Origin of the sequence: Micromonospora globosa (assembly GCF_000717585.1) — a bacterium.
Taxonomy (GTDB): domain Bacteria; phylum Actinomycetota; class Actinomycetes; order Mycobacteriales; family Micromonosporaceae; genus Micromonospora; species Micromonospora aurantiaca.
The window spans coordinates 583647-607621 of the sequence record NZ_JNZR01000001.1 but is presented as its reverse complement, the minus strand read 5'-3'; the positions used below and the strand labels follow the sequence as shown (position 1 = coordinate 607621).

Genomic DNA, 23975 nt, shown 5'->3' with positions numbered 1-23975 from the left:
ATATCGATCGCTCGCGTTTTCGAGGTCGTCCGAACGGGAGAGGGAGCCGGTAAGATCGGCGACAGAACGGCGACCGATCACGGACTGCCCGGCGACCGGAACCGGCTCACACTGAGCGCATGAATACGAGACTCCGCCGCAGCCGGGCATTCGGCCTCGCGGTGTGTCTCGCCCTCGTGGCGATATTGAGCGGCTGCATGCAGCTCAACCTCGGGCTGACCGTGAACGACGACGACACCGTCTCCGGTCAGCTCCTGCTCACCGCGCCGAAGTCCGTGCTCAAGCAGCGGAACCCGGACCCGGCGGTGGCGTTCGCCGAACTGCGGCCGAACATTCCCTCACTTCCACCCGGAGCGGAGACCCGGTACGAGGACACCACCTCGTACGGCATTCAGATCACGTACCGGAAAACGCCGCTGGCGCAATTCACGAGCGAAAGCGTGAATCTTGTCCGGGACGATGATCTCATTCGCTTCTCGCTTCCGCTGGACCCCAAGAAATACGGCGGCAAGTTCGGGCAGCAGGATCCGCGCCAGCAACAGGCGTTCATGACCTTGATGGAGTTCGAGATCTCGGTGACGTTCCCCGGCCGGGTGCTCGACACCAACGGCACGATCACCGGACGCTCGGTCAGCTGGAAGGTGGTCGCCAACCAGCCCAAGCCGGCCGAGTTGCGCGCCATCGCCCAGGCGCCCCCGCCGCCCGCCACCAGCCCGGCAGCAGTGGTGACCGGTGACGGCTCCTTCCCCTGGCTGCCGGTCGTCGCCGGCGCGGTCGTCCTGCTGCTGGTCGTCGCCGTGGTGGTCGTGCTCCTGCTGCGGCGCCGGGGCTCCCGCAGCGGCCCGGCCACGACGGCCACCACCGGTCCGGGCGCCCCCACCGGCCCGGGAGCGCCCGCCGGACCGGCACCCGCGGCCACCACGGGACCGAACGCGCCCGGCAACCCCGCCGCACCGGCGCCACCCGCCGGTCCGCCGGCCTGAGAACCCACCGACCACCGACGGCGCCCGCGCCGGCGGCCCACCAGCACACCGGGCGGAACCCGGGTTCACCGAACCCGGAAACCGCCGCACCACTCCACCCCGACCGCACCACCGCACCATCGGAAAAGGGGGATCGCCGTGAACGATCTCTTCACCTGGGCCGCCCTGGGCAGCCTCACCGGCGCCAGCGCCGCCACCCTGCTCGCCACGAACGTCATCGGCGGGCTGATCGGACCGAGCGGCGACAAGGCGCGCAAGTGGATCGCGCTGGGCATCGCGCTCCTGCTGTCCTACCTGACCGCCGCGTTCGCCGACGACGCCGGCCCGGAGAAGTGGATCATCGCGTTCTTCAACGGCCTGGTGATCTTCTCGGCCGCGCTCGGCGTCAACCAGCTCCCCCCTGGCAACCGGCAGGCGACGCAGGCGTCGCCCACCCAGCTCGCCCAGGGGCAGGAGCCCCGCTTCGTCCGCTCCTGGGTCTGAGAGAGGTGACCCCCATGATCTTCGGCATCCTCAGCGCGGCCGTCCAGGTCGTCTTCGGCGCCCTGCTCGGGCAGCTCGCCGCCGGCACCGTCGGCCTTCTCGTCGGCGCGGTCGTCGGCCTGCTCGTCGGCGCGCCGTTCGGCTGGGCGTCCGCCTCGGCCGGCACGTACGGCGCCGACCCGAAGGGGATCTTCCTCTTCGTGATCGACCACACGTGGAGCCTGCTCAACACGTTCGCCGGGGCGCTCTACCTGGCGCTGCACCTGGTCTTCGGTCACCAGCTCGACCGGGTCGTCTCGGCCGGCAGCGGCCGGGTCAACGTCGTCGAGGGCGTCTCCCCCCGGTACGCCACCACGATCGGCACCGTCTGCGCCGGGTCCAGCCCGGGCATCCAGCGGCACGAGGACGTGCACGTGTTCCAGGCCCGGCTGCTCGGCCCGTTCTACCTGCCGCTGGTGGCGCTCAACTACGCGCTGTTCACCATCGCACCGGTGTGGCTGCTCTGGCACGACCACACCAACGCGCCGATCAACCGGTTCACCCGCTACTTCGAGATCGGCGTCTACCCGCACGTGTGGAACGAGGCCATCGCGTACCGCATCCAGGGGACGCCACCGCGATGACCGGCGCGATCGAGGCGGCCGTCGCGGACGTCGCGAGCTGGCTGGCCGGGGCCGCGGGTGAACCCGTACCGGTCGGTCCGCCGCGCGACGACCCCGACGGCGGTCTCACGGTCTGGCCGCTGGAGCTGCGGCCGGCCCGGCAGACCGCGACCGGCGGCGCGACGCGCGAGCCGTACCGGTTCATGGTCCGCCTGCTGGTCTCCGGCGGCGGGCCGGCGGCGCTGCCCGCGCTGGACCGGGTGCTCGCCGCCGCCACCACGGCGGGCCGGCCGGAGCTGGTCCTGGCCGCCGGCGACCCGGCGCTGTGGCGGGCGCTGGGCGTGGCGCCCCGGCCCGCGCTGCTGCTGGACGCGCCGGCCCGGGTGGAACGGCCGGTCCCGGTCGCGCCGCCGGTACGGCAGCCGCTGCGGCTGCGGCAGCTCGGCATGCGCACGCTGCACGGGCGGGTGGTCGGTCCGCAGGACCAGCCGCTCGCAGCCGTCCGGGTGGAGCTGGTGGGCGCCGCCCAGGCCACCGAGACCGACGCCGCCGGCCGGTTCCGGCTGGCCGGCGTGCCGCACGACCCCGACGCGCCGGACGCCCCGGTGCGGATCCGGCTCACCGGCGCGGGGCGCGTCCACACCGCCGAGCTCGACCCCGAAGGCGACGGCCTGATCGTCGTCCGCGCCCCCGACTGACGTCCCGAGGAGGACCGATGCCCACCTACTTCTCCCCCGGCATCTACGTCGAGGAGGTGCCCAGCGGGGCCCGCCCGATCGGGCCGGTCGGCATGAGCACCGCCGCGTTCGTCGGGGTCGCGCCCGACCGCGGCGCCCACGTCGGCGAGGCGCTGGCGGTGAACAGCTGGACCGAGTTCCTGCGGCTCTACGCCGACGGCGAGCAACTGGAGAGCACCCCGCTGGCCCGCGCCGTGTTCGGCTTCCTGGACAACGGCGGCACCCGCTGCTGGGTCGTCAACGTCGGCGAGGGCGGCCGGCTCACCGGCACCGGCGGGCGGCGCGGCGGCCTGGAACTGCTGGAGGCCATCGACGAGATCTCCATCCTGGCCGCGCCCGGCTACCACGACCCGGTGTCGCACGAGGCCCTGATCAGCATGGCCGAGCGGCTGCGCACCATGGTCGCGATCTGCGACCCGCCGCCGGAGGTCACCGACGTCTCCCGGCTCACCCGCGTCGGCACGCCGGGCAAGCCGCCCAAGCCCGCGTCGGCCGGCTCGGCCGCGTCGTCCGACAAACCCGCCGAGGGTACGCCGGGCGACGGCGACGGCGAACCGCCCGGCACCGGCGGCGACCGGCCCCGGCAGTCGGACTTCGCCACCTTCTACTTCCCGTGGATCCGGGTCCGCGACCCGCTCAGCGGCGACCTCGTGCTCACCCCGCCGAGCGGGCACGTCGCCGGCATCTGGGCCCGCACCGACGCGCTGCGCGGCGTGCACAAGGCGCCCGCCAACGAGCCGGTACGCGGCGCGGTCGACCTCGCGTACCGGGTGACCCGGCCCGAGCACGACGTGCTCAACCCCAAGGGCGTCAACGTGATCCGCTTCTTCGCCGGGGAGGGCATCCGGCTGTGGGGCGCCCGTACGCTCGCCGCCGAAGCCAGCGAGTGGCGCTACCTGAACGTGCGGCGGCTGTCCATCTCCATCGAACAGGCCATCGCCAACGGCACCCGGTGGATGGTGTTCGAGCCGAACGACTTCACGCTGTGGCGCTCGATCCGCCGCGACATCGGGGCGTTCCTCACCCGGGTGTGGCGCGACGGCGCGCTGCTCGGCCGTACGCCCGAGGAGGCGTTCTTCGTCAAGTGCGACGAGGAGACCAACCCCGCCGACGTCCGCGACGCCGGAATGGTGGTGGCCCACATCGGCATCGCTGTGGTCAAGCCCGCGGAGTTCGTGGTGTTCAAGCTGAGCCAGTGGGCCGGCGGCACCGAGACCGAGACGATCGGAGGCTGACATGCCCACCACTGCGACGCCGCAGCCGGGAGCACCCGTCGACCCGTACCGGGCGTACCACTTCAAGCTGCTGATCAACGGCATCACCAACGGGCACTTCACCGAGGTCAGCGGCTTCGAGGTGGCGATTCCGGCGCTGTCGTACCGGGAGGCGGGCAACGAGCGCATCCGGGCCGTGCCGGGCCAGGTCGAGTACGCCCCGGTGACCCTCCACTTCGGCCTGACCAGCTCGCGCGAGCTGTGGGACTGGGTGAACGCGGCGGCGAAGGGCACAGTCAACCGGCGCAACGTGTCGGTGGTGCTGCTGGACCCGGCCGGCACCGCCGAGGTGCTGCGCTGGAACATGATCAACGCGTGGCCGACCCGGTGGCGGGGCGCGCACCTGAACACGCTGTCGCAGGAGATCGCCATCGAGGCGCTGACCCTGGCGTACGAGGGCCTGGAGCTGGAGGCCGGCGGTGCCGCCGCCCCGGCGACCGCGTGACCGGCTGGCCCGCGCGCTGCGGGCCACCGCCGACCGCCTGTCCGGACCGGGCTCACCGGACGCACCGTCCTCACCGGATTTCCCGGACTCTCTGGGCTCCCTGGGCTCTCCGGGTTCCCTGGGCTCCCTGGGCTCCCCGGGCTCCCCGGGCTCGCCGGGCTCTCCGGGCTCGCCGGCCGACGTGCTGCGCCCGCCCGGACAGCCGCCCGAGCACTGGCGACGGCTGGTGGAGGCGCACGCTCCGGGCCTCCTGCGCGACCTCCCCCGGCCCTCCGTCGAGCACGGACCTCTCACCGACCCGTCCGCGAACGCCGCCCCGGACCAGACGCCGGTGCGGCGGAGCCGGACGGCCCGGCACGCAGTGGTGCGGTTGTGGCGAGGCTGGACGGCGTTGTTGGCCGACCGCTTCGGCACATCCCGTTCCCGGACGCGCTCCCGCCACGAGGCCGATCCCGGTTCGCCGTCGAGATCTTGGTACGAAAGTGCCCCCATAGGGGCCGCTTCCTACCAAGATCTTCCGCAGCTCCTGGAAGGTGGGACGGGGATCTCGGGAGTTGAGAAGCCTGAGCCACGCGGTGCGGCGCTGCCGCGGCCGGGAGCGGCGGTCACGCGGGCAGGTGGTGGGGAGGGCGCGGCGGGGTCGGAGACCGCTCCGGCGATGGTGGACGCCCGATGCCGCTCGGGTGACGCGGTGCGGCCGGACGACGCCGGGTCACGTGAGAGCCCTTCGCCGTGCGGGTGCGTGACGTCAAGCGGTCCGGCCGGATCGCCGGGTCCGGCGAGATCGGCGTGCATCGCCGACGGCTCCGGGTCGCGGGACGCCCTCGGCACATCAGGCATCCGCGGCACACCGGCCACAGGCACCGGTGCCACAGCCACAGCCACCGAGACCACAGGGACCGCCGGCACCGGACGGACGGCAGAGGCAAGGACCGGCGCGCGCACCAGCGCAGACCCGGACGGCAGCCGTGACGCCATCGGATCGCCGGGCCGCGTCACGTCCGGCGACTCGGCCTCGCCGTCGACCTTTGAGCGGTGGCCCAGCCTCGGCGCGGGCCGGGTGGAGGCGCTCCGGAACCTCGCACAGATCCGCCGGGGCCGGGCACGGCACCGGAATGACGCCGCCGGGGCGGACCTGTCGCCCGATCGAGGCGACGTGCTCCCGCTCGTCTTCGCGGCTGCGCCACCGTCGTTGCCGCATGGACCGGCCGCACACACCAGGGGCGGTCGAACCGGGTCGGCGAACTGTCGCGGCGGGACCGGGGACGGATCCGTCGCCGACCACCCGGGACGGGCCGCCGGCTCGCCGTACCCGGATGGGCACGACCCGGCTCCCGGCGGCGAGCTCCGGGCGCGACAGTGGCAGCGACCCGCGCGGCCCCCGTCCGGCAGCCCGTGGCCGGTCCTGCCGGACGACGCCGGCCCGGCCCGGACGACGAACCCGGCCGACGCGGCCCGGGCGGCCGACGGCGGAGCACACGCGGATCCGTGGCCGGTGCTCCCGGCCGAACCGGCATGGCTTCCGACACCGACCCCGTGGGGTGACACGGTCCGGCTGGACCGGGAACAGGCGGGTGACTGATGGAGCGCGTCGCCTTCCTCGTGGACGAGTCAGGTACCCGGGTCGACTGCCTGCTCAACCCGGAGACCGTGCAGGTGACCCGGCTGGCCGGGGTACGCCCGCGCGGCGGACCGGACGGGCCGCTCACCGGCGCCGGGCTGGCCGACGACCCGCTCGTCTTCACCGGCGGCGGACGTACCGAGCTGGTGCTGGACCTGCTCTTCGACGTCGACTTCGTGGAGTCGCCGGCCCGGCCCGAGGACGTCCGTGCGCTGACCCGGCCGCTGTGGATGCTCGCCGAGAACTCGGCGGTCGAGCACGGCTGGCTGCGCCCGCCGCTGGTCCGCCTGGTCTGGGGCAAGACCTGGAACGTCCCGGGCGTGATCACGGCGATCGCGGAACGCTTCGACGCGTTCACCCTCACCGGTACGCCCCGGCGGTCCTGGCTGCGGTTGAAGCTGGTCCGGGTCGCGGAGGGCGCGGAGGCGGCGCGCGCCGGGTTCGAGGAGGAGCTGGCCGCGGCGAGCACACCCGCTGTCGCGCCCGGGTCGGCGGTGGTGGCCGCCGCCGACGGCGCGGCCGAGCCGGGCTGGTCCGGGGTGCGCTTCGACCTGCTCGCCCACGACGCGCTGGGCTCGCCGCTGCGCTGGCGGCTGCTCGCCGAGCACAACCGGATCACCGACCCGCTCACCGTGCCCGCGGGCACCGCGCTCGCCGTCCCCCCGGTCGGCGCCGCCACCGCCCCGCCGGATGCCGTCACCACGGGAGGCACCCCGTGACCCGCCACGCGACCAGTCCGACGCGGCAAGCGGCCATCGGGAGCAGGCCGTGAGCCGGGCCGCCCTCGTGACCGTGGACGGCCGGCCGCTGGCCGACCCGGCCCGGCTGCGCGGCATCCGCGTCGCCGCCCGGCTGGACCGGCCCGCGCAGTGCGAGCTGACGCTCACCGCCGCCCCCGGAGCGGGCCCGCTCGACCCGCCGGTACGCCCCGGCGCCACAGTCGACGTCCGCCTCGACGGGCAGTCGGAGGCGCTGTTCACCGGCGAGGTGACGGCAGTCGAGCGGGAGTACGCCGGTGACGGCGTCGCGCTGGCCCGGATCCGGGCGTACGACCCGCTGCACCGGCTGCGCAAGCGGCAGGAGCTGCGGGTGTTCGAGTCGGTGACCGCCGCCGAGCTGGCCGGTGAGCTGTGCGCCGGGCTCGGGTTGAGCGTGACGGCCGATGAGGACGGGCCGCGCCTGGACCGGCTGCTCCAGCACCGGCACACCGACCTGGACCTGCTGTGCGAGGTGGCCGGCCGGGCCGGGCTGCACCTGGGCGCCGACGGTGACCGGTTGCGGCTGTTCACGCTGGACGGGTACGGGGAGCCGCTGCCGTTGACGCTCGGCGAGACGGTGCACGCGTTGCGGGTCACCGAGAACCTGGACCGGGCGGGCGCGGAGTGCGCCGTCCTCGGCTGGCATCCGCAGCGCGCCGAGCCGCTGAGCCAGCGGGCGGACGAGGCGCGCAGCGGGCGGCGCATCCCGCTGCGCCCGGACCCGGGCGACGTCGGCGCGGACGGCGTACGCACGGCTGTGGACCAGCCGGGCCGCAGCGACGACGAGCTGGCCGCGCTGGCCCAGGCCGGACTGGACAGCCGGGTGGCGGCGATGGTCACCGCCGAGGGCACCGCGGAGGGCGACCCGGCGCTGCGGCCCGGCCGGCGGATCGCCCTCGCCGGCGTCCCGGACCCGCTGGCCGGGGTGTACGTGCTCACCGAGGTGGTGCACACGGTGGACGCCGACGGGCACCTGACCCGGTTCTCCACGGTGCCACCCGGCCCGCCGCCGACGGCCGCGCCCCCGGCGGCGACAGTCACGCTCGGCACCGTCACCGACATCGACGACCCGGACGGGCTGGGCCGGGCCCGGGTGACGCTCCCGGCGTATGGCGATCTGGACGCCGGCTGGCTCGCGGTGCTCTGCCCGGGCGCGGGCCGGGGCAAGGGCATCGTCGCGCTGCCCGACCCGGACGACACCGTGCTGGTGGCGCTGCCCGGCGGCGAACCCGCCTCGGGCGTGGTGCTCGGTTCGCTGTTCGGCGCGGTCGAGCCGTACGACGCGGGGGTCGTCTCCGGGCGCTCGCGCCGCTGGTCGATGCGGACCGGCACCGGGCAGTCCATCGTGATCGACGACGACGGGCGGACGCTTCGGCTGGCCACCGACGCGGGCAGCTTCGTCGAGCTGCGTCCCGAGCTGACCACCGTGCACGCGGCGGGTGACCTGGTGCTCTCCGCGCCCGGCCGGGCCGTCGTGGTGCGCGGCCGCACAGTCGACTTCCTGCACGCACCGGCGGCCGAGGACGCCGAGACCGCCGCCGCGCAGGCCCGTACGCTCGCCCGTTCCGCCGGAGGTGGCTGATGCGCTGGACCCACCGCGACTCGCTGATCACCTGTGGACACGACGGGCGGGTGAAGAACCGCCCGTCGCAGGACTGGGTCACGGTCCGGGGCGTGCCGGTGCTGGTGCGGCCCGACCCGGAGGGGCGCGACATCACCGCCTGCCCGAACTACGGCCCGACGATCAAACCGTGCCTGCACACGCTGACCGTGACAGTGGGTTACAGCACGTGGGTGCGGGTGGACCGGCAGCCCGTGGTGCTGTCACACCTCGACGGCCTCACCGACGGCACCCCGCCGGGCACCGTGCACCACCAGGTCCGCGACGTGCGGCAGGGCTTCCTGGGGGCGGACGCATGAGGGCCTTCCGCTTCGTCGGCGCCGGTTTCGACGCGGGCCGCGCCGGTGGTCTCGCGCTCACCGCCGCCGGCGGGCTCGCCATGACCGACGGCGACGAGACGGTACGCCAGGCGCTGTACCTGCTGCTGTCCACCACGCCCGGGGAACGGCTGATGCGTCCCGGGTACGGGTCGCGGCTGCACCGGCTGGTCTTCGCGCCGAACGACGACACCACCGCCGGGCTGGCGATCCACTACGTGCGGCAGGCGATCCGGCGCTGGGAGCCCCGGGTCGAGGTGCTGGACGTGGACGCCGGTCCCGACCCGGACGACCCGTGGCGCCTGGTGATCCGGCTGGACTACCGGGTCCGGGCCAGCCTCTCCCCCGGCCACCTGGTGTTCTCCGTCGACCTGCTCCCCGCCGACGAGGAACCCGGCGACACCCCCGACGAGGAGGGCACGTCATGACGCTGCCGGTGCCGCACCTGGACGACCGCGCCTTCCTCGACCTGGTCACCGAGGCGCGGGAACGCATCGCCCGGTCCTGCCCGGACTGGACGGACCTGTCCGCGCACGACCCCGGGATGGCGTTGCTGGAGGCGTTCGCCTACCTGACCGAGGTGATGATCTACCGGCTGAACCAGTTGCCGGAGAAGGCGTACGTCGCGTTCCTGAACCTGCTCGGCGTCACCCGGCACCCACCGGCGGCGGCCTGGGCCGACGTGCGCCTGACCCGCACCGGCCCGGACCGCGGCCCGGTGCGGGTGCCGGCCGGCACCCGGGTCGCCGCGGCGCGCGGCGCCGACCCCCGGCCGGTCGTCTTCGTGACCACCGAGCCGGCGGTGCTGCCCGCCGGGGAGACCACCACGACGGTACGCGTGCACCACTGCGAACCGGTCGAGGCGGAGCTGCTGGGCACCGGCACCGGGCAGCCCGGTCAGGTGTTCCGGGCCGCCCGCGCACCGCTGACCCGCACCACCGAGGCGCTCGATCTGCTGCTCGGCGTGGAGGTGCCGGCGGGCTCGGTGGAGCTGGGCGCCGCGGCCCGGGAGCACGAGGGGCGCACGTACGAGATCTGGCGGCCGGTGGACAGCTTCGCCGGTGTCGGGCCGCAGGCGAAGGTCTACCTGGTGGACCGGGCCTCCGGGGTGGTCACGTTCGCCCCGGCGCTGGACCTGCGCCCGGACACCGGAGCCGCTCCGGCCGTCGAGGGGGCGGCCGGGGCGACCACTGTGGCGGCGGTGCCACCGGCCGGGCGGCAGGTGCGGCTCTGGTACCGCTGCGGCGGCGGGCCCGCCGGGAACGTGGCGGCGGGCGTGCTCACCAGCCTGCGCGACCCGCTGCCCGGGGTGAAGGTGGACAACCCGGAGCCGGCCACCGGCGGCCGGGACCTGGAGTCGCTGGAGTCGGTGCTGGCGCGCGGGCCGTACGAGTTCTTCGCCCAGCAGCGCGCGGTGACCGCCCGGGACTTCGAGATCCTCGCCACCGGTTCCGGGGCGGTGGCGCGGGCGCGGGCGTTCACACGGGCCGCCGTCTACAGCTTCGCCCGGCCCGGCGAGGTCGAGGTGGTGCTGGTGCCGTACGTGCCGGAGGCGGCCCGGCCCGGCGGACGGCTGCCGGTGGCGGTGCTGCGCGAGCACGAGGTGGAGGAGGCCCGCCGCCGGGTCGAGGCCGACCTGGAACGCCGCCGCGCCCTCGGTACGGCGGTGCGGGCGGGCTGGGCCCGGTACAAGGCGGTGTCCATCCAGGCGCGGGTGGTGGTGCGCCGCGAGGAGGACGTGGACGCGGTGCGCCGCCGCATCCACGACCGGCTGCACCAGACGCTCAGCCCGCTGCCCACGCCGCTGAACCCGGCCGGCTGGGCGTTCGGCGAGCCGCTGCGCGCCTCCAACGTGTACCGGATGCTGGAGCACGCCGAGCCGGGCGTGCGCTACGTCGAGTCGGTGCGGTTCGTGGTCGACGAGGCGCCGGACGCGCAGGTGCGCACGGTGGCGGTGGACCAGTACCAGGCCGACACCTGGTACGCCGGCGGCGGCCCGGTGCTGTTCCGCTCCACCAACGCCGGCGCGGGCTGGGAACCGGCCGGCCGGTTCGACGACGAGACGGTGGTCCGGGTGGTGCCCGCGCCCGCCCCGGTACGCCCCGGCGTGGTCCCCCGGGCCGGTTCGGTGGCGGTGGTGACCACCTGCGACGCCGGTGGCTCCCGGGTCCGGCTGAGCACCGACCTGGGTGAGACGTGGACGCTGCTGACCGACCTCGACTCCGGCGTCCGCGACCTGGCCTGGATCGACCGGGACGGCACGGGCGCGCTGCTGCTGGCCACCGACAGCGGCCTGTACGAGGTGCCGCTGCTACCCGGCGCGGTGCCGTTGCAGATCCTGGTCGACCCGGCCGACGCGGACCGGGGCTTCTACGCGGTACGCGCGTTCGTCTCCGAGCGCGGCGCACCCGGGGTGGCGGTGGCCGCGCAGGCCGGATTCGGGGTCTACCTGTCCACGGCGGCCGGACGCCCCGGCACGTTCGCCCACGTCGGCCTCGCCAACGTGGACAACCGGGTGCTCGCCGTGCAGTACGACGGCCCGGCCACGCTGCTGTGGTGCGGCGCGGGCGAGCCGGACCCGAAGAAGCCCGGCCAGGGCTGCCACCGGACCCGGCTGTTCGAGTCGGACGTGAAGTGGCAGTCGATGGCGTCCGGCTGGATCGGCGGCACCTGCCGGGATCTGGCGTTCAGCGGCCCGCTCGCGCTCGCCGCGACGCAGAGCGGCGGCGTGGTCCGGCTCGACACGCTCGCCGGGCAGCCGCAGTGGTCGCCGGTGATGGTCAACTGCGGCCTGCCGCTGCGGGACCGGACCCGGTTCGTCCCGGTCGACGCCATCGCCGCCACCGCGCCCACCGGCACGTCAGGCGCCGGACGGCTGGTGCTCGCGGGCGGCGAGCGCGGCGTGTTCCGCAGCGGCGACGGCGAGGACTGGACGGCGAGCGCCAACCAGGCCACCGCCGACGTGGTCACCGTCCCCGGCACCTGGCTGCTCTGCTCCGGCGAGCACGACATCGAGGTGGTGCGGCAGGATGCGCCGAGCGGCGATTGAGCGGCTGCTGCCGGCCGCGTACCAGCGGGCCGCCGGCCCGGGCAGCGTGCTGGGTGCGCTGCTGGACGTGATGGAGGCGCTGCACGCCCCGGACGAGGCGGTGCTCGCCGACGTCGACGCGCTGTTCGACCCGTACCGGACGCCGGACGGGTTCGTCGCGTACCTGACCCGCTGGGTGGCGATGGATCACGTGGTCGCCGCACCCCGCGCCGACGCGCCGCTGCCGTTGCCGGCAGGCCGGTTGCGGGACCTGGTGGCGCACGGCGCGCTGCTGGCCCGGTGGCGCGGCACCCCGTACGGCATGCGGACCGCGCTGGAACTGGCCACCGGCGTGACCGGGTTCGTGCTGGACGAGCCGCCCGAACGGCCGTTCCACCTCGTGGTGCGGGTGCCGCCGGCCGCCGCCGACCGGCTCGCGCTGGTCACCCGCATCGTCGAGGCGGAGAAACCGGCCGCGGTCACCGTCGAGGTGCTCGCCTCCCCGGTCGACGCGGAACCGGCCGATCCGGTCCCGGCCACCCCGAGCCCGCCCCCCGACTCCGGACCGCCCGAGCCGGACACCGCCGAGCCCGCCGCCGGGGTCGCTGCGGTGCGCGCGGTCGGCCGGGCGCACGTACCAGCACCCCTGCCCCACGATCCGCCCGAGGAGCCGTCATGACCACCGAATGGACAGTCGTCGCCGCCGCCGAACAGTTCACGCTGGACGCCCGCAACGCCGGCGAGCTGACGTTCACCGTGTCCAACCCGGGTACCGCGCCGGACACCGTCGTCTTCGACGTGGCGCCCGGCGAGGGCAGCCAGCGGGCCTGGTTCACGGTGGCCGAGCCGCAGCGGGTGGTGCCGGGGCAGGGCTCGGTGTCGTTCCTGGTCCGGCTCGCCGTGCCGCCCGGCACGCCGCCCCGGCGCTACGACATGACCGGGTTCGCGTACTCGGCCAACACCGCACCGGAGGAGAGTTCCCGATCCAGCGGCCGGGTCACGTACGACGTGCGTGCCGTCGTACCCCCGAAGCGCGCGCCGTGGCCGTGGATCGCCGCGGCCGCGGCGCTGGTGCTGGTCGTGGCCGGGGTGGTGGCCTGGCTGGTGACCCGCGGTCCGGACACCCCGGCTCCGCCGCGCGCCGACGCGGTGACGGTGGAGGCGGAGACGCTCGTCTCCGGCGCGGCGGTGCAGTCCACCACCGGCGCGAAGGCGGAGGTGGTGGCGCAGGAGAACTGCTGCGACGTGGTGTGGTCCGGCGACGCGCAACTGTTCTTCCTGGGCCGGGGCGTGGGCGACCGGGTGACAGTGCAGGTGGACGTGCCGTCCGACGGCACCTGGCGGTTCTCCACCGTGCGCACCACCTCGTTCGACTACGCGAACACGATCTGGCTGGTCGACGGCCGGCAGGTCGGCGACACGTTCTTCGGGTTCAGCCCGACTGTGGTCCGCACCGACGAGGTGGACGTGGGCACCGTGGAGCTGACCCGCGGTCCGCACAAGCTGACGCTCGTGGCGGTGAGCAAGACGCAGGGCACCGACAGGTACTTCGCCGGGGTGGACGAGATCCGCTTCACGCCCGTCGTCCGGCCGTGAGCGCGAGGAGTGAGCCGGTGTTGCGAGCCCCGCAGTCGCGAACCGGGACGGCACTGTGAGCGGGCGGCAGAAGGTGCTGCTGGTGGCCGTGGCCGTGCTGCTGGTGGCGCTGTACGTGGTGGCGGTCGCCGGGCGCCGCGACGACCCGGGCGACCCGGGGGCCGGGCCGGGCGCGCTGGCCCGGCTCGGGCGCGGGTCCGGAACTGTGGACCCGGCGACGGTGGCCGTGACCTGCCTGCCGCCGGCCGCCGAACCGGCCACCACCGCCGACGGGGTGACGCTCGCCTTCGGCACCGCGTGCCGGCTGCGGGTGGCTGACCCGGGCGCGCTGCGCACGCTGGTGCTGCGCGGTACGACGCCGTTCGAGGTGACCGCCCGAGCACCCGGCGACGCGGACGTCACAGTCACCGACGAGGTCGCCCCGGACGCGGACGGCCCGGCGGTGGCGAAGGTGGCTGTGGACCGGGAGACCGAGGTGCTCCTGCGCTGTCCGGGAGGTGGCGGATGTTCGGTCACGCTGGCCCGGTCCTGACCGGAACGGAGACGCGGCATGGGTGAGTTGCGCAAGCCGTTCCTGCTGCTGGCCCTGCTCGCGGTGGCGCTCGTGGTCGGCGTGGAGCTGGGCGCGGCGGCGCTGACCGGCGGTGGGGACGCCAGTGGCGCGTTGCAGGACAGCGCCGGCCGGCTCGGCGTCGAACTGGGTGACGTCGGCGCGGTGTCCGAGCCGTCCGGGCGCGGCATCGGCTACCTGGCGCTGATCGACGTGGTGGCGCTCTGGACGACCGGGCTGTTCTGCCTGAGCCTGGTGCTGCCGGACCGGATGCAGGGCCGGGTGCAGGGCGTGGCCACGCTCGTCTTCTCGATCGTGCTGCTGCTGGTGTCGCTGGTCCTGCTGATCGTCGCGTTCATCGAGCTGACGGTGATGGTCTCGCTGTTCCTGGCCCCGCCGTTCGGCACGCTGGCGTACCTCGCGGTGTGGGGGTTCTTCCCGGTCGACGACGCGGCGGTGCTGCTCGGGCTGGCGCTGCTGCTCAAACTGGTCTGGGTCGCGCTGCTGCTCGCCGCCCAGCCCCGGTTCCTGCGCAACAAAGGCCTCGTCGCGCTGGCGCTGACCACGCTGCTGTGCACTGTGGTGTTGCAGTTCCTGCACGGCCTGGTGCCGGTGATCCTGGTCAGCATCCTCGACGACCTGGGCGCCGTGGTGTTCGCCGTGGTGGCGCTGATCTGGGCGCTGGTGCTGCTGATCGGGTCGATCCCGGCGATCGTCAAGGCGATCCGGACCACCGCCACCACGTCCGGCCGTACCGTCACGTGATAGCACCGCCGCCGGCGAGCGTGGCCAGGCGGGGCAGCTGCTCCGGGTCGGTCAGCGCCGACCCGACCGCCACCACCCGCGCCCCGGCGGCGAGGAAGTCACCCGCGTTGCCGGCGTCGACGCCGCCGGTGGCCACGAACCGGGCCTCCGGCAGCGGCCCGGCCACCGCCCGGAACCAGGCCGGGCCGAGGCTGACCGCCGGGAACGCCTTGAGCCACACCAGGCCGTGGTCGAGCGCCCGCTGCGCCTCGGTCGGGGTGGCCACGCCGGGCAGGTGCGGCACGCCGAGACCGGCCGCCGCGTCGGCGACGGCCAGGTCCAGGCCGGGCGCCACTGTGAACGCCGCCCCAGCGGCCACCGCGTCGTGGACCTGCGCCGGGGTACGCACAGTGCCCGCGCCGACGATGCGGCCCCGCCGACGCCCGGCCGTCACGGCGGCGTGCAGCGCCGGCACCGCTTCCGGGGTACGGATGGGCACCTCCACCACGTCGATGCCGAGATCCCAGGCCAGTTCCGCCAGCCGGACCGTCTCCCCGGGCGGCAGGTCGCGCAGGATCACCATCACCCGCGCGCCGCCGAACAGGGCCTCGAAGTCGTGCCCGCTCATCTCCCGCTCCCTCCCCTGACCTGCATCGACGCCTGCTCAGTCCACGCCGCGTCCGGCAGCGCCAGCGCCCGCGCGATCGTCTCCGCGTCCGGTGGCGGCGCGGTGTCGCCCGGCACGGCCAGCACCGGCGCGGCGGTCAGGTGGCCCAGCCGCAGGCAGGCTCGCAGGTCGAGGCCGCGCAGCAGCCCGGAGAGGAACCCGGCGGCGAACGCGTCACCCGCGCCGACCGGCTCCACCACGTCCACCGGCAACGCCGGCACGAACACCGCCGGTCCGGTACGCGGCAGCGCCGTCGCGCCGACCGGCCCGTCCTTGACCACCACCAGCTCCGGGCCGGGCAGCAGCGCACGGACAGCGGCCGGATCGCCCGCCGACCAGAGCACGGTCGCCTCGTCCAGTCCGACAAGCACCACGTCGGCGCGGTCGGCCAGGTCACGCAGGACCGGTCCGGCCCGGCCGCCGGGCCAGAGCGCCGGGCGGTGGTTCACGTCGAAGCTGACCCGGGCACCGGGCAGCGCCCGCCCGTCCAGCGCTGATACGAGCAGGTCACGGCAGGTGCCGGAGAGCGCGGCGGTGATCCCGGACAGGTGCAGCAGCCGCGCCCCGGCCAGCGCGGGACGCCCGAGGTCCGGCGCGCCGAGGCGGCTCGCTGCCGACCCGGCGCGGTGGTAGTGGACGCGGGTGCCGTCCGGGCCGGGATCCTTCAGGTAGAGGCCGGTCGGCGCGTCCGGATCGACGGTGACCGGGGAGACGTCCACGCCCGCGGCGGCGACCTCGGCCACCACCCGCCGCCCGAACGGGTCGTCGCCGACCCGGCTGACCCACGCCGCGCGGTGCCCGAGCCGGGCCAGCCCGGCCGCCACGTTGGACTCCGCGCCGCCCACGCCGACAGTCAGCCGCGCGGCGTCCTCCAGCGACCCGCCGCCGTCAGGGGCGAGCACCACCATCGTCTCGCCCACGCAGACCACCTCCGGCCCGCTCCCGGCCGCGACCGCGGTACCGGAGGCACGCGGCTCGCTCCCCGCGCTCACCGTGGGGCCCGCAACACCGGCTCACACCGCGCGCTCACCGGATGACCGCCGCGTCCAGCCGGGCCGCGATGTCGGCCGGGTCGAGGTGGCCGTCGGCGACGAGGACCCGGTGCCGGTTGTGCCGGGGCTGCCCGGCCGCGACCACGGCCGGGCTGTCGAACGCGTACGCGACGCAGACGCCCGGGTACATCGCGGTGCGCACGAACCACCTGTCACCCGGCCCCAGGCCGGTGAACACCAGCGTGTACGCGCCACCTCCGGGCGCGGTGGCGGACAACGCCATCCAGGGCGCGGCCGAGCCGTTCACCGCCTCCTCGCCTTCCGCGTCGGCGGTACGCACGAGGGGTTCGCCGTCGGCCACCGCCCGCCAGAAGAAGCCGCCGTACCCCGCGCCGCCCGGGCGGCCGTTCGTGGCCGGGCTGCCCAGGTGCACGTCAGTGCCGGTGGCGGAGGCGAGCGTGGCGGACAGGTCCAGCCACCAGGCGTCCTCGCCGGCCAGCGTGGCGGTGATCCGCCGGTGTTCGCGCAGCAGCACCCGGCCGTGCCGGTCCCGCCACTCCAGATCGTGGTCGAACCGGTCGGCGGCCCGCTCCCGCCAGCCGGTGTGCGCGATCACGCCGTGGTCGTCGCGCCAGGTGTAGCCGGTGCCGCGCACGTACGTCCGGCCGCCCCACAGGTTGACGCCGTCGACGTCCTGCACCGCCAATGACGCGCCGAGGTGCCAGACGTGGTCGGCCGGCAGCGCGTCCGTGACCGGGGTGCCGGCCCGGGTCCGCACCGGGTGCAGGTACGGCCGGGGTCCGTGACGCGGGTCGAGGTCGGGCCGGACCACGTACCGGGCCACCTCGGCGCCACCGACGACCAGCCGCGACTCGGCGTCGGTGCCGGCAAGCCGCGACTCCGCGTCGCCCCCGGCAAGGCGCGACTCGGCGTCAGCACGGCGCGGCTCGGCAGCGGCGGAACGGGGTTCGGCGGTCACGACGGCTCCGGCGCGGGGACCGGGTGGCGGGCGTCCAGCGCGTGCAGCGCCGCGAGCGCGTACCCGCCGAGGATCGGCACCGCCACCGGCGTGACCAGCACGCCCAGCACCACGGCGAGCGCGCAGACGCCGGAGGCGGCGGCCCAGGTGCCGGGGCGCTGCGGGCAGGTGCGGGCCACCTCGAGCGCGGCCGTTCGCCAGCCCCGGCCGCCGGTGCGTCCGACCGCTACGGCGACAAGGCCCGCGTACCCGAGCAGGACAGCCACCACGACGGCGGTGAGCGCGAGCGCGGGCCCGCCGCCTGGTACCCGGCCGGTGGTGAGCGCGAGCAGATCGGCGGCGAGCAGCGCGGCGGCGGCCAGGGCGACGGCGCTCACCGCCAGCCCGGCGGGCAGCGCACGGCCGAACCGGGTCAGGCTGGTCCGCGCGTCCGGCCAGGCGCCGGTGACCGACCTGTCGTGCAGCGCGGCACTCGCGGTGGCGACCGCCGGGGCGAGCGTGAGCACCGGCAGCGCGGCGAGCGCCACGGCGAAGCCGAGCAGCGCCAGGTCGGTCGCCTCGCGCAGCGTGTCCCGCCAGTCGGCACGGGCCGGCACGGTGTCGGGGTGGGCGGGTACGGCGTCGGTGTGGGCAGGCACGGCGGTCATCCCTTCAGCCCGCTGGTGTTGATGCCCTCGACGAGCATCCGCTGGAAGGCCAGGAAGAACAGGAACACCGGCAGCAGGGACAGCACCGACATGGCGAACATCGGGCCGACAGCGCTCTGGCTTGTCGAGTCGATGAACAGGGTCAGCGCCACCGGGACCGTGTAGTCCTCCAGGCTGGACAGGAACACCAGCTGGCGGAAGAAGTCGTTCCAGGTCCAGATGAACGAGAAGATCGCGGTGGTGACCAGCGCCGGGCGGCTCAGCGGCAGGATGACGTGCCGGAACACGCCGTACGGGGACGCGCCGTCGATGGTGGCCGCCTCGTCCAGCTCGCGCGGGATGCCGCGCATGAACTGCACCATGAGGAAGACGAAGAACGCCTCGGTGGCCAGGAACTGCGGCACCAGCAGCGGCAGGTACGGCCAGTCGCCGCCGACCAGGCCGAGGCTGCGGAACAGGATGTACTGCGGCACGATCAGCACGTGCCCGGGCAGCAGCAGCGTCCCGATCATGACGGTGAACCACATCTTGCGCAGCCGGAACCGCAGCCGGCCCAGGGCGTACGCGGCGAGCAGGCAGGACAGCGCGTTGCCGACGACGGTGAGCCCGCTGACCAGCGCGCTGTTGAGGAAGAACCGGCCGAAGCTGATGTCGAAGTTGGTCCAGCCGTCGAGGTAGTTGCCGGGGGTGAAACGTTCCGGCAGCAGGCCGACGTTGTTGACGATCTCGGCCTGCGACTTGACCGAGGTGCCGAGCATCCAGAACAGCGGGTAGAGCACCACCGCGACGATCGCCACGAGCACGATCAGCCGCAGGACGTTCCGGCCGCCGCCCGGCCGGCGGCGGGCGACAGGAAGCGCCGTCATGAGTCGTCTCCGTCCGAGTAGTGCACCCAGAACCGGCCGGTGCTGAAGAAGACGGCGGTGACCACGCCGATCGCCACCAGGAACACCCACGCCATCGCCGACGCGTAGCCCATCTCCAGGTCGGTGAAGCCGGAGATGTAGAGCTTCAGCGTGTACATCAACGTGGAGTCGACCGGGCCGCCGGTGCCGTTGCTGAGCACGAACGCGGCGGTGAAGCCCTGGAAGCCGTTGATGGTCTCCAGCACCAGGTTGAAGAAGATCACCGGGGAGAGCATGGGCAGCGTGACCGCGCGGAAGCGCCGCCACGCCCCGGCGCCGTCCACGGCCGCCGCCTCGTACAGTTCGGTGGGCACCTGCTTGAGCCCGGCCAGGAAGATCACCATGGGTGCGCCGAACTGCCAGATCGCCAGGACCATCAGCGTCTCCAGCGCCCAGTCCGGGTCGCTGACCCAGGGCAGCCCTTCGACGCCGAACAGGGCGAGGAACGAGTTGAACGCGCCGTCCCGGTTGAACATGTTGACCCAGACGATGGCCAGCGCGACGCTGCCGCCGAGCAGCGACGGCAGGTAGAACAGGCTGCGGAACAGCCCGACGCCGCGCCAGGCACGGTTGAGCAGCAGCGCCACACCGAGCGCGGCGGCCAGCTTCAGCGGCACCGCGATCAGCGCGAACGTCAGCGTGACCCGCACCGCGTGCCAGTACGACGGGTCGGCGGTGAACATCCGCTCGTAGTTGGCCAGCCCCACCCACCGCACCTCGGACAGCGGGGTGAGGATGTCGTAGTCGGTGAAGCTCAGCCAGAGCGAGAGCACCATCGGGATCGCCGTGACGCCCATCAGTCCGATGAGCCAGGGCGAGAGGAAGACGTACCCCGCCAGGCCCTCGCCGAGCCGGGCCCGGCCGGCCCGACGCCGCGTGGGGCGAGGGCCGGCCGGTCCGGTGCGCGGGGTCCGGCCGGGCGCCGTGGTGAGAGCCACGGGACCGGTCCTTTCGTGGGGTCAGGCGATCGCGGACTTGCAGGCGGCGACGAACTGCTCCGCTGCCTGGGCCGGGGTGGCGCGGCCGTACTGGGCGTTCTCGGCGGCCTTGACCAGCTCGGACTTGACCTTGCTGTGCCCCTTGATCGGGACCTGGGGCGAGGCGCCGAACTTCTGCGCCAGGTCGGACTCGACCTGGATGGACTGCTTCATGGCCGGGTCGGTGGCGGTCTCGCTGACCTTGGCGCGCAGATCCATGTTCGACGGCAGACCGCGGTCGGTGCCGAGCAGCGCCACCGCCTCCGGGTCGTTGTTCAGGAAGTTGATCACATCGACGGCGACGTCCTTGTGCTTGCTGCCCTTGAACACCGACCAGTACATCGAGGCGCGCGCCCACTGCGCGCTCGGGTCACCCGGGTACGCGACCACGCCCAGTTCGTCCTTGGTGTTCTTCTTCAGGTCCGGCATCTGGTTGACCCAGACCCAGGAGGTGGCCGACTTGCCGGTGACCACTAGCTGCTTGGTGATGTCGCTGGAGTTGCCCTCGTGGATGACGTCAGGCGTCGGGGTGGCGCCCCGGTCCCGCGCGCCCTTCCACAGCTCGAACCACTTCGTCACGTCCTCGGCGGTGAAGCCGAGCTCCTTGCCCTTGTACAGGTCCTTGCCCTGCTGGCGCAGCCACACCCAGAGCGCCTTGTAGTCGGCGCTCGGGTCCTGGGTGCCGGGCACCTTCGTCTTCTTCGCCACCTGCTCGGCCCAGGCGATGTGCTCCTCCCAGCTCATCCCGGTGGTCGGCTCGGGCAGCCCGTTCTTGGTGAGCAGCGTCTTGTTGTAGACCAGGCCCTGCGTGTTCTCCCCGGCGGCGACCCCGGCGAGCTTGCCGTCGACCACGCCGTACTCCAGCAGGCTCTTGGGGAACTTCGACACGTCGAGCTTGCCGGAGTCGCGGTAGCTGCTCAGGTCGAGCGTGGTGCTGCGGCCGGCGTACTCGGCCAGGTAGTTGTCGTCGATCTGGAACAGGTCCGGCGGGTTGCCGCCGGCGGTCAGTGTGGCGAGCTTGTCGAAGTAGCCCTGGTTGGCCTGCCACGTCTTCTCGAACGTCACGTCCGGGTGCTTCTTGGTGTAGAGGGCCAGGGCGTCCTCGGTGAGCTTGGCCCGGGCCTCTCCGCCCCACCAGAAGACGGAGAGCTTGACCGGGCCGCCGTCGCCGCCGGCTTCGTCGTCGCCGCAGCCGGCCGCGCCCAGGGCGAGGGGCACGGCGAGCGCGACGACGGCCAGGCCGCGGACGAGTCGGCGTCGGGTCAGGGGGGTACGGTGATCCCGCCCGGCGGGTGCGCCGGCGGTGGGGGACGTTGCGGGGTGCATCTGCGCTCACTCCTCGGCTGTGGGAGGCGACGACGTCACCGGCGGCCGTCCGCGGGCCGCCCGGGTCCGCAAGGCTGTGCGGGCCCGGGCCACCTGCTCAGGCTCCGGTGCAGTCCCGGCCGGGCGCGGGGACGGGCCCGGTCGAGTCGCGGACGACCAGTTCGGTCTGGAGCATTACCTGTGCGGTGGTGCGACGGTCGCCGGCCGCCGCGCCCCGGCCCCGGGCGCCGCGTGGCGCGTCGGAGTCGAGTTGCAGCAGCATGTCGACGGCCGTCCGGCCGGCGGCCGCGGTCGGCGTGGCCACCGTCGTCAACTTGGGGCGGGTGAGCCGGCTCAGCGCGATGTCGTCGACGCCGACGACGCTCACGTCGTGCGGCACCCGCGCCCCGATCGCGTCCAGCCCTTCGATCAGGCCGATCGCCATCAGGTCGTTGTAGGCGAGCACGGCGGTGACGCCGCTGCGGCGTACCTGCTCGGCGAGCGCGCCGCCGCCGGTCTCGGTGGGCTGGTTGGGTCCGAGGACTGTCAGTTCCGCTCCCCCGCCCCGGGCGGCGGCGGTCGCGGCGCGGCGCATCTCCCGGGCGGTCCAGGAGCCGCGCGGGCCGCCGAGCAGCGCGATCCGGCGGTGACCGAGCCCGAGCAGGTGCTCGATCGCGGCCCGGGCGCCCTGCCCGACGTCCATCATCACGCAGGGCAGGCCGGCGATCTGGCGGTTTATCACCACCACCGGGACCTCGCGGCTGACCTGCTCGATCAGGCTGTTGCTCATCCGGGGGCTGCACAGCAGCACACCGTCGACCTGCTTGGCCAGGGCGTGGACCAGGTCCTCCTCGGCGACCGGGTCCTCGTTGGTGTCGGCCACGAACACGTGGTAGTCGCGGTGCCGGGCCTGCCCCTCCGCCGCCTTGATCAGCGGCGGGAAGAACGGGTTGGCGATGTCGGCCACGATCAGGCCGATGTTGTGCGTACGGCCGGTGATGAGGGCCCGGGCGGCCCGGTTGGGCCGGTAGCCGAGGTCCTCCGCGCAGGCCAGCACCCGGACCCGGGTCTCCGGGTTGACCAGGTGCGGGGCCGAGAACGTCCGGGACACGGTGGAGATGTGCACACCGGAGGCGCGGGCGACGTCCCGGATGGTGGCTGGCACGGCGGGCTCCCTCGTCCGATGTGGTGGGCGTCACGGGTGCCGCCCATTAATGCAAACGGTTGCGCCCGTGTCAACGGTCCATTGTTGCGGCTCGATTGCGCCGGCGTTCCCGCCACGTGCATGAATGCCCATCAATACGGATGGATAGGGCGGGTTGGGCGGCAACCGTTGACGACGCATCCACCGTCATGGTTTCTTCGGCTGCAAACCTTTGCAGTCGACTGCCGGGGAGGCCGACGTCATGTCACCACCGGCCCGGAAACGGGTCCGCCACGCCCTGGTGGGTGCCGGGGCACGCGCCGAGATGTTCGTCCGTGCCCTCGCGCTCGACCACGCCGACACCGCCGAGCTGGTCGCGCTCGCCGACGTCAACCAGATCCGGATGGACGCCCACAACCGCTGGCTGGCCGAGCTGGGCCACCCGCCGGTGCCCACGTACGCCGCCGCCGACGTCACCGCCATGCTCGCCAAGGAGCGGGTCGACGTGGTGCTGGTGACCAGCGTCGACGCCACCCACGACGAGTACGTGACGGCGGCGCTGCGGGCCGGCTGCGACGTGGTCGTGGAGAAGCCGATGACCGTCGACGCGGAGCGGTGCCGCCGCATCCTGGACGCGGTCGCCGAGACCGGCCGGCGCGTCACCGTCGCGTTCAACTACCGCTACAACCCGCTGCACGAGCAGTTCCGGCGGCTGCTGGCCGACGGCGCGGTCGGCGAGATCGGGTCGGTGCACTTCGAGTGGCTGCTCGACGTGCGCCACGGCGCCGACTACTTCCGCCGCTGGCACCGGGACAAGTCCGTCTCCGGCGGCCTGCTCGTGCACAAGTCCGGCCACCACTTCGACCTGGTCAACTGGTGGCTGGACGCCCGCCCGGTCGAGGTGCACGCGTACGGCCGGCTGTTCTTCTACGGCGAGGATGGCCGCCGGCACGGCTACGCCCGCGACTACGACCGGGCACACGGCTCCCCCGCCGCCGACGGCGACCCGTTCGCGCTGCGCCTGGCCGACCACCCGAGGCTGCGCGAGCTGTACCTCGACGCCGAGGCCGAGGACGGCTACCACCGCGACCGCAACGTCTTCGCCCCCGGCGTGACCATCGAGGACGACCTCGCGGTGCTGGCCCGCTACGACACCGGCGCCACGATGACCTACCACCTCACCGCGTACGCCCCCTGGGAGGGCTACCGGGTCATGGTCAACGGCAGCCGGGGCCGCCTCGAACTGGAGGTGACCGAGAGCGACCACGTCAGCCCGTCCGTCGCCGGTGCACTCAAGGGCGCGGCGCTGCACGGCGACGAGGCCGCCGTGGAGCAGGGCGCGGCCCGGCTCACGCTGCGCCCGTTCTGGGCGCCGCCGCAGGAGATCCCGGTCGAGGGCTGGACCCGGCGCGGGCACGGCGGCGCGGACGCCCGGATGACCCGGGTGCTGCTCGGCGGCGAACCCGACCCGCTCGGCCGGGCCGCCACCGCCCGCGACGGCGCACTCGCCCTGCTCACCGGCCTGGCCGCCAACCGCTCGCTGGAGACCGGCGCGCCCGTCCGGGTCGCCGACCTGCTCACCCTGCCCTGACCGAGGAGC

Annotated in this window: 24 protein-coding genes; 16 read left to right on the top strand and 8 right to left on the bottom strand. The window is 74.3% G+C overall.

Annotated features, from left to right (window positions below):
* The first annotated feature begins 119 nt into the window (after positions 1-119).
* The 15 genes from IF06_RS0102425 (at position 120) to IF06_RS0102350 (ending at position 14780) form a co-directional block, all read left to right on the top strand.
* Positions 120-983 carry an LppM family (lipo)protein gene (locus tag IF06_RS0102425; protein WP_232236596.1) on the top strand — a complete coding sequence of 288 codons (864 nt, stop codon included), beginning with the start codon at positions 120-122 and terminating at the stop codon, positions 981-983.
* Between the two features lie 138 nt (positions 984-1121).
* Entirely contained in the window at positions 1122-1466 is a 345-nt protein-coding gene (locus IF06_RS0102420) for a hypothetical protein (RefSeq protein WP_013476543.1), read from the top strand.
* A gap of 14 nt (positions 1467-1480) precedes the next feature.
* Positions 1481-2089 carry a glycine zipper family protein gene (locus IF06_RS0102415; RefSeq protein WP_030268646.1) on the top strand — a complete coding sequence of 203 codons (609 nt, stop codon included), beginning with the start codon at positions 1481-1483 and terminating at the stop codon, positions 2087-2089.
* Positions 2086-2766 carry a carboxypeptidase-like regulatory domain-containing protein gene (locus IF06_RS0102410; RefSeq protein WP_030268644.1) on the top strand — a complete coding sequence of 227 codons (681 nt, stop codon included), beginning with the start codon at positions 2086-2088 and terminating at the stop codon, positions 2764-2766. The genes IF06_RS0102415 and IF06_RS0102410 overlap by 4 nt, the downstream gene beginning before the upstream one ends.
* A gap of 17 nt (positions 2767-2783) precedes the next feature.
* Positions 2784-4040, top strand: a complete 1257-nt coding sequence (locus IF06_RS0102405; protein ID WP_013286678.1) for a phage tail sheath family protein — start codon at positions 2784-2786, stop codon at positions 4038-4040.
* Position 4041: 1 nt separating this feature from the next.
* Complete coding sequence (locus IF06_RS0102400) at positions 4042-4524, top strand: phage tail protein (protein WP_013286679.1); 483 nt, start codon at positions 4042-4044, stop codon at positions 4522-4524.
* A gap of 1581 nt (positions 4525-6105) precedes the next feature.
* Complete coding sequence (locus IF06_RS0102390; protein WP_013286681.1) at positions 6106-6864, top strand: hypothetical protein; 759 nt, start codon at positions 6106-6108, stop codon at positions 6862-6864.
* 49 nt (positions 6865-6913) lie between these two features.
* A complete protein-coding gene (locus IF06_RS0102385) occupies positions 6914-8485 on the top strand; it encodes a phage baseplate assembly protein V (protein ID WP_030268640.1) in 1572 nt (523 codons plus the stop codon).
* A complete protein-coding gene (locus IF06_RS0102380; RefSeq protein ID WP_030268638.1) occupies positions 8485-8823 on the top strand; it encodes a hypothetical protein in 339 nt (112 codons plus the stop codon). Before IF06_RS0102385 ends, IF06_RS0102380 begins: the two co-directional genes overlap by 1 nt.
* The gene (locus tag IF06_RS0102375) at positions 8820-9269 is read left to right on the top strand and encodes a GPW/gp25 family protein (protein ID WP_013286684.1); all 450 of its coding nucleotides are present in this window, start codon (positions 8820-8822) and stop codon (positions 9267-9269) included. Before IF06_RS0102380 ends, IF06_RS0102375 begins: the two co-directional genes overlap by 4 nt.
* Complete coding sequence (locus IF06_RS0102370; protein WP_030268635.1) at positions 9266-11890, top strand: putative baseplate assembly protein; 2625 nt, start codon at positions 9266-9268, stop codon at positions 11888-11890. The genes IF06_RS0102375 and IF06_RS0102370 overlap by 4 nt, the downstream gene beginning before the upstream one ends.
* Complete coding sequence (locus IF06_RS0102365) at positions 11871-12548, top strand: phage tail protein (RefSeq protein ID WP_030268633.1); 678 nt, start codon at positions 11871-11873, stop codon at positions 12546-12548. Before IF06_RS0102370 ends, IF06_RS0102365 begins: the two co-directional genes overlap by 20 nt.
* The gene (locus IF06_RS0102360; RefSeq protein WP_013286687.1) at positions 12545-13465 is read left to right on the top strand and encodes a hypothetical protein; all 921 of its coding nucleotides are present in this window, start codon (positions 12545-12547) and stop codon (positions 13463-13465) included. Before IF06_RS0102365 ends, IF06_RS0102360 begins: the two co-directional genes overlap by 4 nt.
* A gap of 55 nt (positions 13466-13520) precedes the next feature.
* Entirely contained in the window at positions 13521-13997 is a 477-nt protein-coding gene (locus tag IF06_RS0102355) for a hypothetical protein (protein WP_013286688.1), read from the top strand.
* 18 nt (positions 13998-14015) lie between these two features.
* A complete protein-coding gene (locus IF06_RS0102350) occupies positions 14016-14780 on the top strand; it encodes a hypothetical protein (protein ID WP_013286689.1) in 765 nt (254 codons plus the stop codon).
* Here the strand turns inward: IF06_RS0102350 and IF06_RS0102345 are convergent.
* From IF06_RS0102345 to IF06_RS0102310, 8 genes are all read right to left on the bottom strand, one after another.
* On the bottom strand, positions 14773-15387 hold the full coding sequence (locus tag IF06_RS0102345; protein ID WP_013286690.1) for a bifunctional 4-hydroxy-2-oxoglutarate aldolase/2-dehydro-3-deoxy-phosphogluconate aldolase: 615 nt from the start codon (positions 15385-15387) through the stop codon (positions 14773-14775). The two genes, IF06_RS0102350 and IF06_RS0102345, sit on opposite strands and share 8 nt — an antisense overlap.
* A complete protein-coding gene (locus IF06_RS0102340) occupies positions 15384-16346 on the bottom strand; it encodes a sugar kinase (protein ID WP_232236595.1) in 963 nt (320 codons plus the stop codon). The genes IF06_RS0102345 and IF06_RS0102340 overlap by 4 nt, the downstream gene beginning before the upstream one ends.
* Positions 16347-16452: 106 nt before the next feature.
* Positions 16453-17397 (bottom strand): PmoA family protein, encoded by a 945-nt coding sequence (locus tag IF06_RS0102335; RefSeq protein ID WP_030268631.1) that lies wholly within the window; start codon positions 17395-17397, stop codon positions 16453-16455.
* A complete protein-coding gene (locus IF06_RS0102330; protein WP_030268629.1) occupies positions 17394-18044 on the bottom strand; it encodes a hypothetical protein in 651 nt (216 codons plus the stop codon). The genes IF06_RS0102335 and IF06_RS0102330 overlap by 4 nt, the downstream gene beginning before the upstream one ends.
* The gene (locus IF06_RS0102325; RefSeq protein ID WP_013286694.1) at positions 18041-18910 is read right to left on the bottom strand and encodes a carbohydrate ABC transporter permease; all 870 of its coding nucleotides are present in this window, start codon (positions 18908-18910) and stop codon (positions 18041-18043) included. The genes IF06_RS0102330 and IF06_RS0102325 overlap by 4 nt, the downstream gene beginning before the upstream one ends.
* The gene (locus IF06_RS0102320; RefSeq protein WP_013286695.1) at positions 18907-19887 is read right to left on the bottom strand and encodes a carbohydrate ABC transporter permease; all 981 of its coding nucleotides are present in this window, start codon (positions 19885-19887) and stop codon (positions 18907-18909) included. Before IF06_RS0102320 ends, IF06_RS0102325 begins: the two co-directional genes overlap by 4 nt.
* A 21-nt stretch (positions 19888-19908) precedes the next feature.
* A complete protein-coding gene (locus IF06_RS0102315; protein ID WP_030268626.1) occupies positions 19909-21252 on the bottom strand; it encodes an ABC transporter substrate-binding protein in 1344 nt (447 codons plus the stop codon).
* A gap of 97 nt (positions 21253-21349) precedes the next feature.
* Positions 21350-22396, bottom strand: coding sequence for a LacI family DNA-binding transcriptional regulator (locus IF06_RS0102310; RefSeq protein ID WP_030268624.1), 1047 nt, complete (start codon positions 22394-22396; stop codon positions 21350-21352).
* A 241-nt stretch (positions 22397-22637) separates the two neighbouring features.
* On the opposite strand from IF06_RS0102310, the gene IF06_RS0102305 reads away from it, so the two are divergent.
* Positions 22638-23966, top strand: coding sequence for a Gfo/Idh/MocA family protein (locus tag IF06_RS0102305; RefSeq protein WP_013286698.1), 1329 nt, complete (start codon positions 22638-22640; stop codon positions 23964-23966).
* Positions 23967-23975: the final 9 nt, after the last annotated feature.

What these genes read in the sequence shown, in the direction of transcription:
- IF06_RS0102425 (WP_232236596.1), top strand. Translation starts at nt 120, where the DNA reads ATGAATACGAGACTCCGCCGCAGCCGGGCATTCGGCCTCGCGGTGTGT.
- IF06_RS0102415 (WP_030268646.1), top strand. Translation starts at nt 1,481, where the DNA reads ATGATCTTCGGCATCCTCAGCGCGGCCGTCCAGGTCGTCTTCGGCGCC.
- IF06_RS0102410 (WP_030268644.1), top strand. Translation starts at nt 2,086, where the DNA reads ATGACCGGCGCGATCGAGGCGGCCGTCGCGGACGTCGCGAGCTGGCTG.
- IF06_RS0102405 (WP_013286678.1), top strand. Translation starts at nt 2,784, where the DNA reads ATGCCCACCTACTTCTCCCCCGGCATCTACGTCGAGGAGGTGCCCAGC.
- IF06_RS0102400 (WP_013286679.1), top strand. Translation starts at nt 4,042, where the DNA reads ATGCCCACCACTGCGACGCCGCAGCCGGGAGCACCCGTCGACCCGTAC.
- IF06_RS0102390 (WP_013286681.1), top strand. Translation starts at nt 6,106, where the DNA reads ATGGAGCGCGTCGCCTTCCTCGTGGACGAGTCAGGTACCCGGGTCGAC.
- IF06_RS0102380 (WP_030268638.1), top strand. Translation starts at nt 8,485, where the DNA reads ATGCGCTGGACCCACCGCGACTCGCTGATCACCTGTGGACACGACGGG.
- IF06_RS0102375 (WP_013286684.1), top strand. Translation starts at nt 8,820, where the DNA reads ATGAGGGCCTTCCGCTTCGTCGGCGCCGGTTTCGACGCGGGCCGCGCC.
- IF06_RS0102370 (WP_030268635.1), top strand. Translation starts at nt 9,266, where the DNA reads ATGACGCTGCCGGTGCCGCACCTGGACGACCGCGCCTTCCTCGACCTG.
- IF06_RS0102365 (WP_030268633.1), top strand. Translation starts at nt 11,871, where the DNA reads ATGCGCCGAGCGGCGATTGAGCGGCTGCTGCCGGCCGCGTACCAGCGG.
- IF06_RS0102360 (WP_013286687.1), top strand. Translation starts at nt 12,545, where the DNA reads ATGACCACCGAATGGACAGTCGTCGCCGCCGCCGAACAGTTCACGCTG.
- IF06_RS0102350 (WP_013286689.1), top strand. Translation starts at nt 14,016, where the DNA reads ATGGGTGAGTTGCGCAAGCCGTTCCTGCTGCTGGCCCTGCTCGCGGTG.
- IF06_RS0102345 (WP_013286690.1), bottom strand. Translation starts at nt 15,387, where the DNA reads ATGAGCGGGCACGACTTCGAGGCCCTGTTCGGCGGCGCGCGGGTGATG.
- IF06_RS0102330 (WP_030268629.1), bottom strand. Translation starts at nt 18,044, where the DNA reads ATGACCGCCGTGCCTGCCCACACCGACGCCGTACCCGCCCACCCCGAC.
- IF06_RS0102325 (WP_013286694.1), bottom strand. Translation starts at nt 18,910, where the DNA reads ATGACGGCGCTTCCTGTCGCCCGCCGCCGGCCGGGCGGCGGCCGGAAC.
- IF06_RS0102315 (WP_030268626.1), bottom strand. Translation starts at nt 21,252, where the DNA reads ATGCACCCCGCAACGTCCCCCACCGCCGGCGCACCCGCCGGGCGGGAT.
- IF06_RS0102305 (WP_013286698.1), top strand. Translation starts at nt 22,638, where the DNA reads ATGTCACCACCGGCCCGGAAACGGGTCCGCCACGCCCTGGTGGGTGCC.